19 protein-coding genes are annotated in these 14,431 nt (G+C 73.2%); 9 read left to right on the top strand and 10 right to left on the bottom strand.

The annotated features are described in order from the left end of the window. Positions 1-181: 181 nt before the first annotated feature. Together ACZ66Z_RS32050 and ACZ66Z_RS32055 are read right to left on the bottom strand one after the other, a co-directional pair. On the bottom strand, positions 182-625 hold the full coding sequence (locus tag ACZ66Z_RS32050) for a hypothetical protein (RefSeq protein ID WP_469939074.1): 444 nt from the start codon (positions 623-625) through the stop codon (positions 182-184). Beyond that, positions 615-1,136, bottom strand: coding sequence for a cupredoxin domain-containing protein (locus ACZ66Z_RS32055; RefSeq protein WP_469939076.1), 522 nt, complete (start codon positions 1,134-1,136; stop codon positions 615-617). The genes ACZ66Z_RS32050 and ACZ66Z_RS32055 overlap by 11 nt, the downstream gene beginning before the upstream one ends. 213 nt (positions 1,137-1,349) lie before the next feature. On the opposite strand from ACZ66Z_RS32055, the gene ACZ66Z_RS32060 reads away from it, so the two are divergent. Further along, a complete protein-coding gene (locus tag ACZ66Z_RS32060; RefSeq protein ID WP_469939077.1) occupies positions 1,350-1,916 on the top strand; it encodes an RNA polymerase sigma factor in 567 nt (188 codons plus the stop codon). 5 nt (positions 1,917-1,921) lie between these two features. After that, entirely contained in the window at positions 1,922-2,734 is an 813-nt protein-coding gene (locus tag ACZ66Z_RS32065; protein ID WP_469939152.1) for an anti-sigma factor family protein, read from the top strand. Between the two features lie 538 nt (positions 2,735-3,272). On the opposite strand, the gene ACZ66Z_RS32070 is transcribed toward ACZ66Z_RS32065, so the two are convergent. After that, a complete protein-coding gene (locus ACZ66Z_RS32070; RefSeq protein ID WP_469939079.1) occupies positions 3,273-4,025 on the bottom strand; it encodes an alpha/beta fold hydrolase in 753 nt (250 codons plus the stop codon). A gap of 87 nt (positions 4,026-4,112) precedes the next feature. Here ACZ66Z_RS32070 and ACZ66Z_RS32075 point away from each other — a divergent pair, with 87 nt between their 5' ends. Together ACZ66Z_RS32075 and ACZ66Z_RS32080 are read left to right on the top strand one after the other, a co-directional pair. Then, positions 4,113-4,649 (top strand): PadR family transcriptional regulator, encoded by a 537-nt coding sequence (locus ACZ66Z_RS32075; protein ID WP_469939081.1) that lies wholly within the window; start codon positions 4,113-4,115, stop codon positions 4,647-4,649. Positions 4,650-4,702: 53 nt separating this feature from the next. Then, positions 4,703-5,224, top strand: coding sequence for a GNAT family N-acetyltransferase (locus tag ACZ66Z_RS32080; protein ID WP_469939083.1), 522 nt, complete (start codon positions 4,703-4,705; stop codon positions 5,222-5,224). A 226-nt stretch (positions 5,225-5,450) separates the two neighbouring features. On the opposite strand, the gene ACZ66Z_RS32085 is transcribed toward ACZ66Z_RS32080, so the two are convergent. Beyond that, a complete protein-coding gene (locus ACZ66Z_RS32085) occupies positions 5,451-6,329 on the bottom strand; it encodes an alpha/beta fold hydrolase (protein ID WP_469939085.1) in 879 nt (292 codons plus the stop codon). A gap of 67 nt (positions 6,330-6,396) precedes the next feature. Between ACZ66Z_RS32085 and ACZ66Z_RS32090 the strand changes: the two genes are divergently transcribed. Next, positions 6,397-6,852, top strand: coding sequence for a MarR family winged helix-turn-helix transcriptional regulator (locus ACZ66Z_RS32090; RefSeq protein ID WP_469939086.1), 456 nt, complete (start codon positions 6,397-6,399; stop codon positions 6,850-6,852). Between the two features lie 138 nt (positions 6,853-6,990). Here ACZ66Z_RS32090 and ACZ66Z_RS32095 read toward each other — a convergent pair whose 3' ends face one another. The 3 genes from ACZ66Z_RS32095 to ACZ66Z_RS32105 form a co-directional block, all read right to left on the bottom strand. Beyond that, positions 6,991-7,425: a DUF2267 domain-containing protein gene (locus ACZ66Z_RS32095; protein WP_469939088.1), complete on the bottom strand. Its 435-nt coding sequence runs from the start codon at positions 7,423-7,425 to the stop codon at positions 6,991-6,993. A 69-nt stretch (positions 7,426-7,494) separates the two neighbouring features. Continuing rightward, positions 7,495-7,890, bottom strand: coding sequence for a DUF2267 domain-containing protein (locus ACZ66Z_RS32100; protein ID WP_469939154.1), 396 nt, complete (start codon positions 7,888-7,890; stop codon positions 7,495-7,497). Positions 7,891-7,989: 99 nt separating this feature from the next. Further along, positions 7,990-8,421, bottom strand: coding sequence for an Hsp20/alpha crystallin family protein (locus tag ACZ66Z_RS32105; protein WP_469939090.1), 432 nt, complete (start codon positions 8,419-8,421; stop codon positions 7,990-7,992). 126 nt (positions 8,422-8,547) lie between these two features. Between ACZ66Z_RS32105 and ACZ66Z_RS32110 the strand changes: the two genes are divergently transcribed. Continuing rightward, entirely contained in the window at positions 8,548-9,177 is a 630-nt protein-coding gene (locus ACZ66Z_RS32110) for a type III effector protein (RefSeq protein ID WP_469939092.1), read from the top strand. 182 nt (positions 9,178-9,359) lie between these two features. Beyond that, on the top strand, positions 9,360-9,773 hold the full coding sequence (locus tag ACZ66Z_RS32115; protein ID WP_469939093.1) for an SsgA family sporulation/cell division regulator: 414 nt from the start codon (positions 9,360-9,362) through the stop codon (positions 9,771-9,773). A 49-nt stretch (positions 9,774-9,822) separates the two neighbouring features. Here the strand turns inward: ACZ66Z_RS32115 and ACZ66Z_RS32120 are convergent, their stop codons facing one another. Beyond that, positions 9,823-10,503 (bottom strand): DUF6445 family protein, encoded by a 681-nt coding sequence (locus ACZ66Z_RS32120; RefSeq protein WP_469939095.1) that lies wholly within the window; start codon positions 10,501-10,503, stop codon positions 9,823-9,825. Between the two features lie 170 nt (positions 10,504-10,673). Here ACZ66Z_RS32120 and ACZ66Z_RS32125 point away from each other — a divergent pair, with 170 nt between their 5' ends. Both ACZ66Z_RS32125 and ACZ66Z_RS32130 read left to right on the top strand, forming a co-directional pair. Beyond that, positions 10,674-11,270, top strand: coding sequence for a TIGR03086 family metal-binding protein (locus ACZ66Z_RS32125; RefSeq protein ID WP_469939097.1), 597 nt, complete (start codon positions 10,674-10,676; stop codon positions 11,268-11,270). Between the two features lie 283 nt (positions 11,271-11,553). Beyond that, positions 11,554-12,810 (top strand): extracellular solute-binding protein, encoded by a 1,257-nt coding sequence (locus ACZ66Z_RS32130; protein ID WP_469939099.1) that lies wholly within the window; start codon positions 11,554-11,556, stop codon positions 12,808-12,810. Positions 12,811-12,814: 4 nt separating this feature from the next. Here the strand turns inward: ACZ66Z_RS32130 and ACZ66Z_RS32135 are convergent, their stop codons facing one another. Beyond that, positions 12,815-13,708, bottom strand: coding sequence for an SDR family oxidoreductase (locus tag ACZ66Z_RS32135; protein WP_469939101.1), 894 nt, complete (start codon positions 13,706-13,708; stop codon positions 12,815-12,817). 87 nt (positions 13,709-13,795) lie between these two features. Next, complete coding sequence (locus ACZ66Z_RS32140) at positions 13,796-14,419, bottom strand: flavodoxin family protein (RefSeq protein ID WP_469939103.1); 624 nt, start codon at positions 14,417-14,419, stop codon at positions 13,796-13,798. Between the last annotated feature and the right edge of the window lie 12 nt (positions 14,420-14,431).

A 14,431-nucleotide genomic window follows, 5' to 3' on the forward strand; every position in this document is an offset into this window, starting at 1 on the left:
GCGTGTGTCGGCCCGGCCAGCAGGTCGAGCACGGCGAGGCCGTCGTGCGCGGTGGATCGCGGTCGGCGGGGGCGGACCGGGGCGTCGCGGGTCGCGTCGCCCACGGGGGGGCGTGCGCGGACGCCTCGGAGGCCTCTCCGACCCGGTCTCCGGCACGGCGGGGGCCGGGCCTCGGGCGGCTTCATGCGGTGGTTCGCCTCCGATGCCCTTCGGGGTGCCGTTGGCGATGGCCGTGGCCGAGTGCGGCCACGGCCAGGACGGTCAGGACGAGGACGTCGGCCGCCTCGACCGCGACGGTGGGACGGACCAGCTCCGCGTCCGCCGATTCCTCGAAGCCGAACAGGCCCGTGGTGAGGCTCAGGAAGAGCGCGCCGAGGGTGCCCGCCGTAAACAGCGCGGTGGCGGCGGCGACCGGGGCGAGCCTGCGGTACGGGGCGAGGAGCAGGGCCGCGGCGAGGAGGCAGCCGAGGACGCCGTTCAGCAGGAACAGGCTTCCGATGGTGGCCAGGTCGCGGTAGCCGTCGGCCCAGAGGGCGAGGTGGATGGCTCCCGTCGTCGCGGTCAGCCCCGCGGCGGCCGACCGCAGTACGAGCACGGCGGCACGACGGGGCGGGTCAGTAGCCATGGCCGGGAGAGGGGGGAGGGGTGGGAGAGGTCGGGGCCTTCGGGTGGTTCGGCGTGGCCGGGCGGTCGCCGGACGTGTCGGCGGGGGCGCCGGCCACCGTGATCTCGGTCTTCATCCCCAGGTCCTTGTGCCCGTCGACCGGGCAGGAGATCTCGTACCTTCCCGCCCTCAGGGTCACCGTGAGGGTCGTGGACCTGCCCGGAGCGACGGTGCCGGAACGGTTCTCGCCGCCCTGGCCCTCGACCTCCAGGGCGTGGTCGTGCTTTCCCGTGTTCGTCACGACGAAGGCGTACGCGCCGGGCGCGAAGGTCCGCCGGGACAGCGTGATCCTGAAGTCGGCCAGGTCCGCGGTCACCCGGGTCGCGCCCCCGGGTGCCGTGCTCTTCTGGGCGGGGGGTGGCGCGGTGGTGCCGCTGCTCGAACCGCCACCGCCGCTTCCGCAAGCGGCGAGGACGCCGGCCAGCGCGGTGGCCGACAGGGCGAGCAGTGCGCGCGTACGTGGTTCCGTCATCGTTCCGTCCTCCTGACGGTCCTTCCGGGGCGGTCCTTCCGGGGCGGTCCTTCCGGGTCGGCTCTTCCGGGTCGGCTCTTCCGGGTCGGCTCTTCCGGGCCGCTCCCCCACAGGGAGTACGGCGCCGGGCCCCTCCGGGATTGCGGTCCGGGCGGACAATGGGCGCAGGCGATCCCTTCGGGGACGTCGGACGTATCCATGGGTGTGGGGCGCATGGGCCTTCCGCTGGAGCGGGTTTCCGACGAGGCACTGCTCTCCGGTCTCGCCACGGGCGATCCGGAGATCGCGGTGGCGTTCGTACGCCGCTTCCAGCGCGCGGTCTACGGCGTGGCCGTCGCCGTGGTCGGCGATCCTCGGCTCGCGGAGGACGTGGCCCAGCAGACCTTCGAGCGGGCGTGGCGGCACGCCCAGGTGTACGACGGCCGGCGCGGCTCGGTACGGGCCTGGCTGACGGCCATCGCGCACAACCTGGCGATCGACGCGGTGCGGGCCCGGCGCGCGACCCCGGTGTCGCCGGAGGACCTGGAGACGCTGGTCGGGATCGTGTCGGAGACTCCGGAGCGGCGCGCGCTCGCCGACGACGCGGCCGAGCGGGTCCGGCGGGCGGTGGCGGCGCTGCCACGGGAGCAGGCGCGGGCGCTGGTGATGGCCGGGATCTACGGGATGACGGCGCGGGAGGTCGCGGCGTTCGAGGGCGTGCCGCTGGGCACGGCGAAGACCCGGATCAGGGCGGGGACGATCAAGGTGCGGGCGCTCCTGGAGAGCGAGGAGACGCGGTGAGCGGCATGGACTGCGAGCGGCTGCGCGAGGAGGGCGCCGAACTGGCGCTCGGGATCCTTCCCGCGCGCGAGCGGGCCGAAGCGGTGGCCCACCTGGACCGCTGCCCGGACTGCCGGGCGTACGTGGAGCGGCTGACGGCGGTCGGGGACGGGTTGCTCGGGCTGCTGCCCGGGGCGGAGCCCCCGGTGGGTTTCGAGAGCCGGGCCGTACGGGCGATGCTCCCCGCGCCCGGTGCTCTCCCTCCTCCTGTCCCTCCCGCGCCCGCCCCTTCCCCCCTCCCCGCTCCGGCGGCCCGTGCGGTGACCGGGCGCCGGGTGCGGGGGCACCGCTTCCGCATGGCGGCGGCAGGCGTGGCCACGGCGCTGGCCTTCGGTTTCGGCGGCTGGGCGGCGGGGACCGTGGTGGAGGGCGCGCCCCGGGTGGTGGCACCCGCGCCGCGCGTCCTGGAGGCGGCGCTGGTGTCCCCGGACCGCGCCGGGAACGGCCGGGAGGTGGGCCGGATCTACGCGCACCCGGCGGACGCCACGGGCGGGAACGGCTGGGTGTACATGTCGGTCGACCTCCGTGACGGAGCGGCGGCCGACGGCCCGGTGCGGTGCCTCCTGGTGCGCGCCGACGGGTCCGCCGTACCGCTCGGCTCCTTCCACGTGAAGGCCGGTTACGGCTACTGGGGCGCTCCGGCCCCCGTGGACCCGGCCCCCGGCGCCCTGAGCGGCGCCCGTCTGGTGGCCGCGGACGGCACGGTCCTGGCGACGGCCCGTTTCACCGGAGCCGACGGGGCGGACGGGGCCGGGGCGGGTCCGGCCGCCGCACGGTGAGTTGTGCGGGGGCGCCGCCCGGTGAGCCGTACAGAAGGCGCCGCCCGGTGAGCGTACGGGAGGCGCCGCCCGGTGAGCGTACGGGAGGCAGCGCTCAATGGGTCGTACGGGAGGCGCCGCCCGGTGAGTCGTACGGGCCCCCGGAAGCGGATGTCGGGCGGGCGTACGGCCACGGTTCGGTCCGGAAGTGCGGTCCGGGCTCCGACGACGCGGTGGTTCAGCGTGTGACGGTCACCGAACGGCCGCCGGGCCCGTTCCCGCCCCGCTCCCGCACCGCCTTCCGCCTTCCGCGACGCGCTTCAGCCCAGCAGTCCGAGCAACCGCCCCAACGCGTCCGCGGGGCGGTGGTGTCCGCGGCGGCGGTGTTCGTGGCGGCGGCGGGCCGAAGTTCCCCGTGGTGTCCATGTGCCCCCCTGCACTCGTCACACGTCCCGTGTCCCGCAGGAGGCCCATCAAGCGTCAGTCGGGCTCCGTGCGGCAGACCAGATACGGCCAATCCCCGACGGCCCCGCCGCGGGGCACCCGCCGGACGGATTCCTCAGGCCGCCACCGCACCGGCGAAGGCGTCGGGGTCGTCGAACATGACGTTGTGGCCGGCGCCGGGGACGGTCACGACGTCCACTCCGGCGGCCCGGAGGCCGTCCGCGCCGGGCAGGTCACCGCTCAGCGCGCCTTGCAGGTAGACGCGCGGGACGCGCGCGTGGACGAGCATCTCCCGCATCACGGGTTCGGTGCCGCGCACCAGGCGGACGGCGGAGCGGTGCAGGGCGAGCGGGTCGGTCAGGCGCATGGTGGCCGCCCAGGCCGGGCCGACGCGCTCCAGGACGCGGGCGAAGCCCCCGCCCCGTACGAACTCCTCCTCCGTGTACGACGCGATGCCGCTGCTGCCGGCCGTCGGCGCCGGGAACGGGTCGAGGTTGCCCTCGGTGACGACGAGCCGCCCCACCAGGTCGGGCCTGCGGTGGGCGAGGACGACGGCGACCGCGCCGCCCATGCTGTGTCCGGCGATCACCCCGCCGCGCACCCGGGCGGCGTCGAGCACGGCGGCCAGGGCGTCCGCGTGGTCCTCCAGGCCGTAGTCGAAGTCGGCTGGCCGGTCGCTGATGCCGTGTCCCGGCAGGTCGACGAAGAGGAGCCGGCGGCCGGCGAGTTCGGGGCGGGCCGCGATGTGCGCGTGGTAGACGGTCGACGCGGCGCCGAGGCCGTGCACGAACACCACCGCGGGCCCCTCGCCGGCCGCCTCGGTCCATCGGATGGCACTGCCCCGCCCGTCGAATCGTGCCTCGCGCACAGTCCGCTCCCCTCTCGAATACTTCGCCGTCATAGTACTACGCCAACGTAGTACTATGACGGCGCAATCCTGCGGGAGAATGCGGGCATGCTGGAACTGTCGATCCTGGGTTTCCTCTACGAGACCCCGCTGCACGGCTACGAACTGCGCAAGCGCATCACCGCCCTCACCGGCCACGTGCGCCCGGTGGGCGAGTCCACCCTCTACCCGGCGATCAAGCGCCTGGAGAAGGGCGGTCTGCTGGTACGGGAGACCCGGCCCGGCCCGGCCGCCGCGCCCCGCCAGGTCCTCACCCTCACCCCCGCCGGCCGGGACGAACTCCGCCGCCGCCTCGCCGGCGCCGAGGGGCCCGAAGTGACCGACGAGAACCGCTGGTTCACCCTCCTGGCCTTCCTGCGCCACCTCGACGACCCCGCCGCCCAGGCCGCGGTCCTGCGCCGTCGCCTCGCCTTCCTGGAAGAACCCGCCAGCTTCTTCTACGACGGCGACCGCCCGCTGCGCGCGGAAGAACTGGACGATCCGTTCCGCCACGGCATCCTGACCGTCGCCCGCGCCACCACCCGGGCGGAACTCACCTGGCTCCGCACCGCCCTCACCGACCTGGAGGGCGCCCGCGAGGCCTGAGAAGACCGGGCCGGTCCGGAGGAATTCCTTTGCCGTGCCGTCGCCGCGGTCGCATGCTTCGGTGCGTGACCCCTGAAGACGACTCCGCCGCGACCGCCGTCGCCCTGTCCGTCGGCGTGCGCGATCTGCTGCCCCGGGACCTGCCCGCGTGCACCTGGTCCGGCTCGGCCACCCATCTGCGCCACGTGGAGCGGGAGCTGGCGCGCGCCGCGGCGGGCGAGGTGGACTACCTGGCCGTGTGCACTCCCGTGGACCTGCCGGTGGCGATCGGCGGCATCGACTACCGGGTCTCCGAGGGGGCCGGAACCCTCTGGCAGCTCGCCGTGCTGCCCGCGCTGCGGTCCTGCGGCCTGGGAACGCTGCTCGTCCGAGCGGCCGAGCAGCGGATCCGGGACCGCGGGCTTCGCAGGGCCGAGCTCGCGGTGGAGGAGGACAACCCCCGGGCGCGGGCCCTTTACGAGCGTCTGGGCTACGTCGCCCACGGCCGTGAACCGGACGCCTGGGACGAGGAAGGACCCGACGGGTCGATCCGTCGCCACGAGACGATGTGCGTCCTCATGCACAAGGACCTCTGACCCCACCCGGGCGGCGCCCCGCGGACGCTCTCGGTCGTGCCCGGGGGCGGCGGGCGGCGCCCGGGTGGGGTCGGTCGGCGTCGCGGGGGCCGAAGGAGTCGGTGTCGACCGTCAGCGGTTCGGGAGAGCCCCGCGACCGAGCTCTCCTCCGGCTTCGCCGTGCCCTGACGGGGCGCAGCCGCGCCGTCGTCCGCCGGTGCCGCGCGAGGGCTCGGCGGGGCGCGGGTCACGCACGGATGTTCCGGGGCGGTTCGGGGTCGCGGCCCTCCACGGTTCCTCCGTCCAGGAAGGCCGTCAGCCGGTCGTCGAGTTCCTTCGGCGCGGTGAGCGGCAGGGAGTGGTGGGTGGCTCCGGGGAGCAGTGCCACCTCTCCGTGCGGGAGCGCCCGGCGGGCCCGTTCGGCGACCTGGGCGGCGTGGTGGGTGCGGCTGTTCTCCGCGAGGAGGACCAGGACGGGCATGTCGAGGTCGGCGGCGCGGGGGCGGGCGCCGGTGACCGGCTTGCGGCCGGGGACGGTGGCGGCGAGCGCGTAGAGGCGCTGCCAGGTCTCGTCCGGGTGCGTGCCCGCCGTCTCCCAGGCCAGGAAGGCGCGCGCCCGGGCCTCACTGGGGCGGATCAGGGTGGGCAGCGCGCGCAGCAGGTAACCGGGGCGGAAGCCGGCGAAGACCTGGGTGGGGTCCACGAGGGCGAGGCGGTCCACCCGCGACGGCGCGTGCGCCGCGTACCGGGCGGCCAGCCAGGCGCCGTACGAGTGCCCGCACAGGTGCGTGCGGGTGAGCCCGAGGCCGTCCAGGACCGCGTCCAGCCAGGCCGTCAGGTCGTCGGCGTTCCTCAACGGCCTGCCCCGGCGCTCGGTGCGGCCGACGTCGCCCATCAGGTCCACCGCGTGGACCCGGTACCGCTCCCCCAGCGCCGGTGCGTTGGCGAACCAGACGAGGCCGGTCGCGGAGCCGCCGGGCAGCAGGACCAGGGGGCTCCCGCCCGGCGCGCCGTACACGTGGACCCGGGTGGGGCCGTACGGGGTGGAGACGTCACGCTCCTCGGTGGACTCGGGCCAGCGGGCCCGGAGCTCGTCGTACGCCTGGTCGAACTCGGACGGGGACACGGCGTTTCCTCTCGCTGGGCGATAATCTCGCTCAGCGAGATATTAACCATGGAGCGGAGGAGTACGCATGGACGATCGAAGTCCCGTGATGGGGCTGGTGCACCTGCTGCGCGCGGTCACCGTGGAGTTCGACCTGCTCGGCGCCGAGTTTGCGGCGCGTCACGGGCTGCATCCCACCGATGTGCGCGCACTGATCCACCTGTTGGACGCGGAGCGCGCCGGTACCCGGGCCACGCCCGGATGGCTCGGCGAGCAGCTGCGGCTGAACTCCGCGGGGACCACTTCCCTGGTGGACCGGCTGGAGCGACTCGGTCTGGTCTCGCGCAGCAGGGACACGGCGGACCGGCGACGCGTGCTGCTGAAGGTGGAGGAGAGGGCCACGGAACTCGGGTGGGCCTTCTTCGGGCCGGTGATCGGCGACGTGGTGGCGGTCGCGGAGGATTTCGGGGCGGACGAGCTGGAGACGGTGCGCCGCTTCCTCACCGCCGTGCTGGAATCCACCGGGCGGGCGCGTTCGACCTGATGGGGCTTCACCCGGCGGGGCGACCGGAACCGATCGCGGTGGTCGTCCCGGGCCGTGGTGCGGCGCGGACCGGGCGAGGCGGGGCGGGACGGACGGCCGCGCGTCGGTCGTGTCCGCCCCCGGCGCCCGCGTCGCGCCCTACGCGGCGGGGACGAGTTCGGCGCGGCCGAACAGCAGTGCGTAACCGGCGGGGAGTTGACGGAGGATGCGGGTCAGGAGCTCGGGTCCGGCGTAGGCCGCGACGACGGAGAAGACCGATCCGGTGTCCCAGCGGGTGGTGGCCAGGGAGGCGCCGGTGCGGGCGGCGAGTTCCTTGACGAACGCCCAGCCCCCCAGCGGCTGGGGGTCGGGGATCTGGGCGGTGAGGATGCGCGCGGCCTCGAAGGGCAGGCGGGCGGCCAGTTCGACGCGTTCGTCGCCGGTCAGCCGGCGTCCCAGCCCCCCGAGGACGAGGCGGACGGCTTCCTCGGCCCTCGCGCGGTCGGGGTAGGCGCCGTCGTGGCGGACCTTTTCCAGCATCTGCTCGTACGCCCTTCCGTAGGGCTGCCGGAACGGTGCGCTCTGGTCGGACATCACTGCGGTGGTTGCCTTTCTGTCACCGGGGTCGTGGTGGCCGGCGCGCGGCCACCGGTGGTGGGACGGTCAGATGGGCCGGGGCCGGCCGAAGAGGAGGTCGTAGCCCTCGGGCAGTTGGAGCAGGACCTCCTTGAGGAGGTCGTCGTCGGCGGCGTCGGCGACCGTCGAGAGGACGGCGCTGACGTCCCAGGCCGCGGTCCGTTCCGTAGCGCCCTCGATCCAGGCCGCCGTCGCCCGTACGAACCGCTCGGGCGAGAGCGGCTCGGCGCTCTGGAGCGGGTTGAGCAGGATCAGGGCGAAGCCTTCCGGCAGGCGCGCGGCCAATCGGGCGCGCACCTCGCCCACCAGGTGTGCGCCCAGCAGGGCGAGCACCACGCGGGCCGCGCGTTCGGCCTCCCGCGCGGTGTCGTACGTGCCGCGTTCCTGCACCTGGCCGAGAAACGCCTCCCGTCGCACGGTCACGTCGACCACCGCCTTTCCTCGGTCCGGGGGCGCGGAGGACGGGTGAGGGGGAGATCAGGTGCCCGTCCTCCGCCGCTGTTCAGCCCTCGTGCCTCCGGCTCAGCCGGAGATCTCCCTGCGGCCGGCCCCGGCGCCGATGGCGATCTTGCGGGGCTTGGCGCGCTCGGCGATCGGGATCCGCAGGGTGAGCACACCTGCCTCGTAGTCGGCCTGGATGCGCTCGGTGTCCAGCGTGTCGGCCAGCACGATCTGGCGCGAGAAGACGCCCAGCGGTCGCTCCGAGAGCTCCATCTGCACGTCGTCGGCCTTCGTCACGGGCCGGCGCTCGGCCTTGACCGTCAGCATGTTCCGTTCGACGTCGATGTCGATCGCGTCGGGACCGACGCCGGGGACGTCGAAGGCCACCACGTACTCGTCGCCCTCGCGGTAGGCGTCCATGGGCATCGGGGACGGTCGCGTCCAGGTCCCCGGACCCATCACCTGCTGGGCCAGCCGGTCGAGCTCGCGGAAGGGATCAGTGCGCATCAACATCGAAGAACACCTCCAGAGGTTCGGGCAGTTGCTGCCAATGCGCCTCGCTGAAACCGTTGTAACATGTCGTCCGATGGATGACAAGCGAGGTCGTCATCCGAAGGACGACCACCGAGGGAGACGCCCATGACCCCGGCCGACCGACCGGAACCCTCCGGCGCCGACGCGCAGAGCCCGGCGTCGTTCCTCGCCGCCGCGGCGGCCCTCCGGGCCGTGGACGAGGCGCTGCGGGCCGCTCGGCACACGCCCCCCGGTGCCGGCGAGGCGCGTGCCGTCGGCACGGATCAGGCCCTGGCCTCGCTCCTGCTGCTGCGGCAGGTGCGCGAGGAGCTCGCCGGGTGGGAGACCGGCCTGATCGAGACCGCCCGTCACGCGGGCGCCAGCTGGGCCGAGCTCGCCCGTCCGCTCGGCGTCGCCAGCCGCCAGGCCGCCGAGCGGCGCTACCTGCGCAACCGACCGGGCCCCGTCGGGACGACCGGCGAACAGCGCGTCCAGGCCACCCGCGAGCGCCGCGCGGCCGAGCGCACCACCGCCACCTGGGCCCGCAGCAACGCGGCGGACCTGCGCAGCATCGCCGGCCGGATCAGCGCCCTCACCGACCTGCCGACGGCGGCCGACCTGCCGCTGAGCCGGCTCCACGCGGCCCTCGCCCACAGCGACCCGGCGGAGCTCGTCGACCCCCTCACCGCCACCCGCCCCCACCTCGCCGACCACCCCGAACTCGCGGCGCGGCTCGACGACCTGACGCCCCCTTGAGTCCGCCGGGGCCCACCGCGCGCGTGGACGCCGCCGAGGACCGGGAGGCGCCGGGACGGGGCCTTCTCCACAGGATCACGACAAGGTCACCGCATCTGTCCCACGAAGGCGAGGAGTAACAGGGGATCGAGGGGTCAGGAGCAGAGCACACCCGCTTCCGACGCACGAAGCCGGAGGACCCCATGTCCCAGTCGCTCCCCCCGCTGAAGACCATGACGCGCAACATGTCCATGCAACTGATCACCCCCGAGGCGATGGTCCCGATCGACACGACCCTCGGCTACACCTCCCGCTCCCCCCACGCGCTGAGCATCACCTTCCACCTCCTGGAGCCCGAACCCGTCGTCTGGCACCTGGACCGGGAGATGGTCATGATCGGCTCGCTCACGCCGACCGGTGACGGGGAGGTCCACCTGCGGCCCGCCGACGACGGCATGCTCCTGCTCCGGCTCGGACCCGCCGGGCACCGCGCCAACGTCCTGGTCGACGCGGACCGGCTGACCGCCGTGGTGCGGGAGACGTTCGCCCTGGTCCCCCAGGGCACGGAGGAGCGCCACATCGACTGGCGCCCCCTGCTCGCCGCGCTCGGACGCTGACCGCCGACCGGCGCCGATCTCCGCCCCGGCCCGGTCGACGGAGGACCCGCTAGGCCATCCAGAAGAAGACGGCCGTCATCCGCTTGTCCCGCAGGGTGGTGCCCGTGTAACCGGTCGCGGTGTGGATGAGGTTGGCCGAGTACAACAGCAGGCGGTTGTAGCGGGGCGGGACGCGCAGGTCCTCGGTGAAGGAGTCCTCCGGCACGAAGCGGGTGCCCAGCGCGTCGACCAGGTTGTCGTGCGGGGCGAGCACCTGGTTGCCGCCGAGCACACCGCCGGGCAGGTTCTGGCGGTGGAAGCTGGTGCCGCAGCCCTCGGGCAGGTCCGGGGTGAGGTACAGCACCGCCGCGTAGCGGCACAGGCTCCGGGAATCCGTGTGCGGGCGCGGCGTGCACTCGCCCTCCCCGACGACCTGGACGCAGTTGTGGTTGAAGGTGCCGGCGCCGGCGGGATCGACGGTCCAGAGCCTCTGGACCCCGACGGTCCCGCGCACCAGCTTCTCCACGTGCGCGAGCTCCGCCGGTTCGAGGCCGGGCATCGTGCGCAGCCCCGGCCACGGCTCGGGCTTGTGGGGATAGCCCTCCACCCATTCGTCCCGCTCGAACATGCGGGCGCGCACCGCGTCGGGGTCGAGCAGGACGTCGTCCAGGATCCAGTAGTCCCGACCGCGCGTGGGCTTGCGGTACGGCAGGACCTGGAGCGCGCCGGGGCGCGGGGGGTGTGACGGCATGACGGGAACGCTAGTGCGGGAGCGGCCGTCACCCGCCAAAGCGCAGCCAAGACTGCGGCAAGACATCGTCACGCGGGCAATCCGGAGGAAAAACCGGTGGGGCGCGGAGTGACGGGTTTCCGGCGGGGCGCGGAGCGATGAGTTTCCGGCGGGGCGGGGGTCCACTCTGCATGGAGAACACACCACGCACGGCGCCCGTCGACCTGGGAGCGGCGGCGGAGCGCGTCGCCCGCATCGCGGAGGGCATCCACGACGAGCGCCTCGACGATCCGACGCCCTGTCCCGAGTACGCGGTACGGGAGGTGCTCGCCCATGTCTCCGGGCTCAGCGTCGCCTTCCGCGACGCGGCCCGCAAGCGCTTCGGACCCGACACCGCCACACCGCCCGGCTCGTTCCGGCCGGTACTGAGGGAGGACTGGCGGACGGCCCTGCCGCAGGCGCTGGAAGAGCTGGCCGCCGCCTGGCGGGAGCCCGACGCCTGGGAAGGGGACACGCAGGCGGGCGGGGTCCACCTGCCGGCCGCCGTCATGGGCCGGGTCGCGCTCGACGAGCTGCTGATCCACGGCTGGGACCTGGCGCGGGCGAGCGGTCAGGCGTACGAGGTGAGCGAGGAGGAACTGAGGGTCTCCGAGGCCCTGCTGACTCCGGCCGACGGCTCCTCCGACGAAGGCTTCTTCGGTCCCGTCGTGGTGGTGCCGGACACCGCCCCCCTGTTGGACCGCGTGATCGGCCTCAGCGGCCGTCACCCCGACTGGCGGCCGGCCTGACCGGACGTTCGTCCGGCCGACCGCGCGTCGAAGGCCGTGGTGCGCGGTCGGCCGTCCCCTCGTCAATGCTCCTCCGCGGAGTCACGGTGGACTCCGTGGAGGGTTCTACGCGCGTCGGAACCGGCACCCTCATATCGGAAGACACCATTCGGAATCCGCCGGGTTGGAGATAGAGCACAACCGTCGAGTAGGGGGCGAAATAAGCTCCCTGACCGGGAGAGAATTCCGGACGCACTGTCCAAAAAATCAAGAGGGAAGATCCGTGCGACCGAGAATTTTCGGCATGACCGCATCCGTGGCCGCATTCGGACTGCTGGGCTCGCTCGTCACCGCCTGCGGTTCGTCCGGGAGCACCGGGACGACGCTGCGCCTGGTGGCCCCCGAGTACGGTGACAACCCGGCGACCGGCTCCAGGGCTTACTGGGACAAGCTCACCGCCGCCTTCACCGCCGCCCATCCCGGCAAGAAGGTCGAGGTGACGCTCTACCCGTGGGCCGACGTCGACCGCGAGGTCACCCGCATGGTCCAGCAGGACGACGCGCCGGACGTCGCCCTCATGGGCGCGTACTCCGACTTCGCCGCGCAGGGGCGCCTCTACCCCGCCGACGAACTGCTGTCGATCAGGGCGGAGGCGAACTTCCTGCGGCCCCTCGCGGCCGCGGGCTCGGTCGACAACACCCTGTACGGCCTGCCCTTCGTGGCCAGCAGCCGGCTGCTCTTCTACAACGAGGAGCTGTTCGACAAGGCCGGTGCCGAGCCGCCGAAGACCTGGTCGGACCTGAAGGAGGCGGCCGAGGCCCTGAAGAAGAAGGGCGTGCCCTATCCGTACGCCCTGCCGCTCGGCCCCGAGGAGGCGCACGCCGAAGCCCTGATCTGGGAACTGAGCAACGGCGGCGGGTACACCGACGTCAGCGGCCAGTACACCATCGCCTCCGAGCAGAACACGGAGACGTTCCGCTGGATCAAGGACAACCTGGTCGTGCCCGGCCTGACGGGCCCGGTCCCGCCGGCCAAGCTCAACCGGCAGGACGCCTTCGCCGCCTTCCTCCGCGGCGACGTCGGCATGGTCAACGGCTACCCTTCGCTCCTCCACGAGGCGAGGGCGAAGGGGATGAAGGTCGGCACCCTGAGCATGCCGGTGTCGGACACGCTGGAGGAGGGGAGGATCCCGCCCGCGGCGGGCGTCGCCGACTGGATGATGGCTTTCAAGCGGGACGGCAACCGCGAACTGGTGGGCGCGTTCCTGGACTTCGTCTACGAGGACAAGAACCTCAGCGAGTTCGCGAGGCGCTACCACCTGTTGCCGTCGACGGTGACCGCCGCCGAGGCCTCCCAGGGCCCGCAGGCCGATCCCGACACCGAGCAGTTCCTGGAGGCGCTGCACAGCGCGCAGCTCTACCCGGTCAACGAGCCGTCCTGGCTGGAGATCAGCAACACCATCAAGCGGAACATCGGCAAGGCCGTCGCGCCGTCCGCCGACCCCAAGACCGTGCTGGAGGACATCGCCCAGCAGGCCCGGGAGGCGACGCGGCAGGAGTAGCGGCTCAGGGAAGCGGTGTCCCGCCCGTGGCGTTCACGATCTCCCCGGTGATGTAGCTCGACCGGGGCGAGGCGAGGAAGACGTAGGCGGGAGCCATCTCCGCCGGCTGGGCCGGACGTCCCAGCGGCGACTGTTCGCCGAAGTGCTTCGTCTCCGGCATCGTCGCGGGGATCAGCGGGGTCCACACCGGCCCGGGGGCGACCGCGTTCACCCGGATGCCGCGTTCCGCGACCATCTGCGCGAGGCCGTGGGTGAAGGAGATGATGGCCGACTTCGTCATGGCGTAGTCGAGGAGATGGGGACTGGGCTGGTAGCCCTGGACGGACGTGGTGTTGATGACGCATCCGCCGCGCGGCATGTGGGCCAGGGCCCGGCGGGTGAGCCAGAACATGCCGTACAGGTTGGTCTTCATCACCCGGTCGAACTGCTCCGTGGTGATCGCCTCGATGCCGTCGGGCTGTGACATCTGGTAGGCGGCGTTGTTGACGAGGATGTCGACGCGGCCGAGTTCGTCGACCGCGCGGTCGATCAGGTCCGCGCACTGCCGCTCGTCCCGGATGTCGCACGGCACGGCGACCGCGGTACGGCCCGCTTCGCGGACCAGGCGGGCGGTCTCCTCGGCGTCGGCCTTCTCCTCGGGCAGGTGCGTGAACACGACGTCCGCGCCTTCCCGCGCGAACGCCAGACACACGGCCCTGCCGATCCCGGAGTCGCCGCCGGTGACGACCGCCGCCCTGTCGGTGAGCAGGTGGTGGCCCTCGTAGGAGTCCTCGCCGTGGTCGGGCCGCGGGTCCATGGCCTCGGTCGAGCCGGGGTGCTGCTGGTCCTGGTCGGGTTGGGGCGGGGTGGGGTGCTGGGTGGTGGGGTCGGGGACGGCGGGGGATTGCCGGTCGGACATCACGGGTTCCTTCGTACGGTCACGATCTCGGTGTCGGTCGTGGGCTCGGGCATCGGCGCGGTCGCGGGCTCGGGCCCGAGGTCAGGGTCAGGAGGAGGGGTACGGAGCGTCCCGGAGGAGGCGGGCGAGGTGGGCGGTGTTGGCGGCGAGGGTCGCCGTCGTGGCCGCGGTCTTCTCGGGGGTCTTGTCCAGGTCCTGGTAGTCCGTGCCCTGCATGGCTTCGCCGACCCAGTAGGTGACGGCGTTGGGGGCGAGGGAGAAGCCCACGTCGTCGAGGCCCTGGAAGAGATCGGCGCTGACCTTGTGGGCGCCGTCCTCGTTGCCGACGACGCAGACGGCGGCGACCTTCCCGTAGGTGAGCATGCGGCCCTCGTCGTCGGACTCGGAGAGCTCGGCGTTCAGACGTTCGAGGACCCGCTGGGTCAGGCTGGCCGGATGCCCGAGCCAGATCGGGGTGGACAGGATCAGGATGTCGGCGTCCAGGACGGCGGAACGGATGGCCGGCCAGTCGTCGCCCTCGCCCATGTCGGTCTTCACGCCGGGCTTCACGTCGTGGTCGGCGATCCGGATGGCCCTTCCCGTGACTCCGTGACCGGAGAGCTCCTCCAACACCTGCTCCGCGAGGAGTTGGGAGCTGGAGGAAGCGGGGGAAGGGGACAGCGTGCACACGAGTGCGACGGCACGGAGCGGGGCCTTGTCGTTGGCAGTCATATCCCCCGGCTA

It is taken from the genome of Streptomyces sp. NPDC107498, from assembly GCF_055582805.1.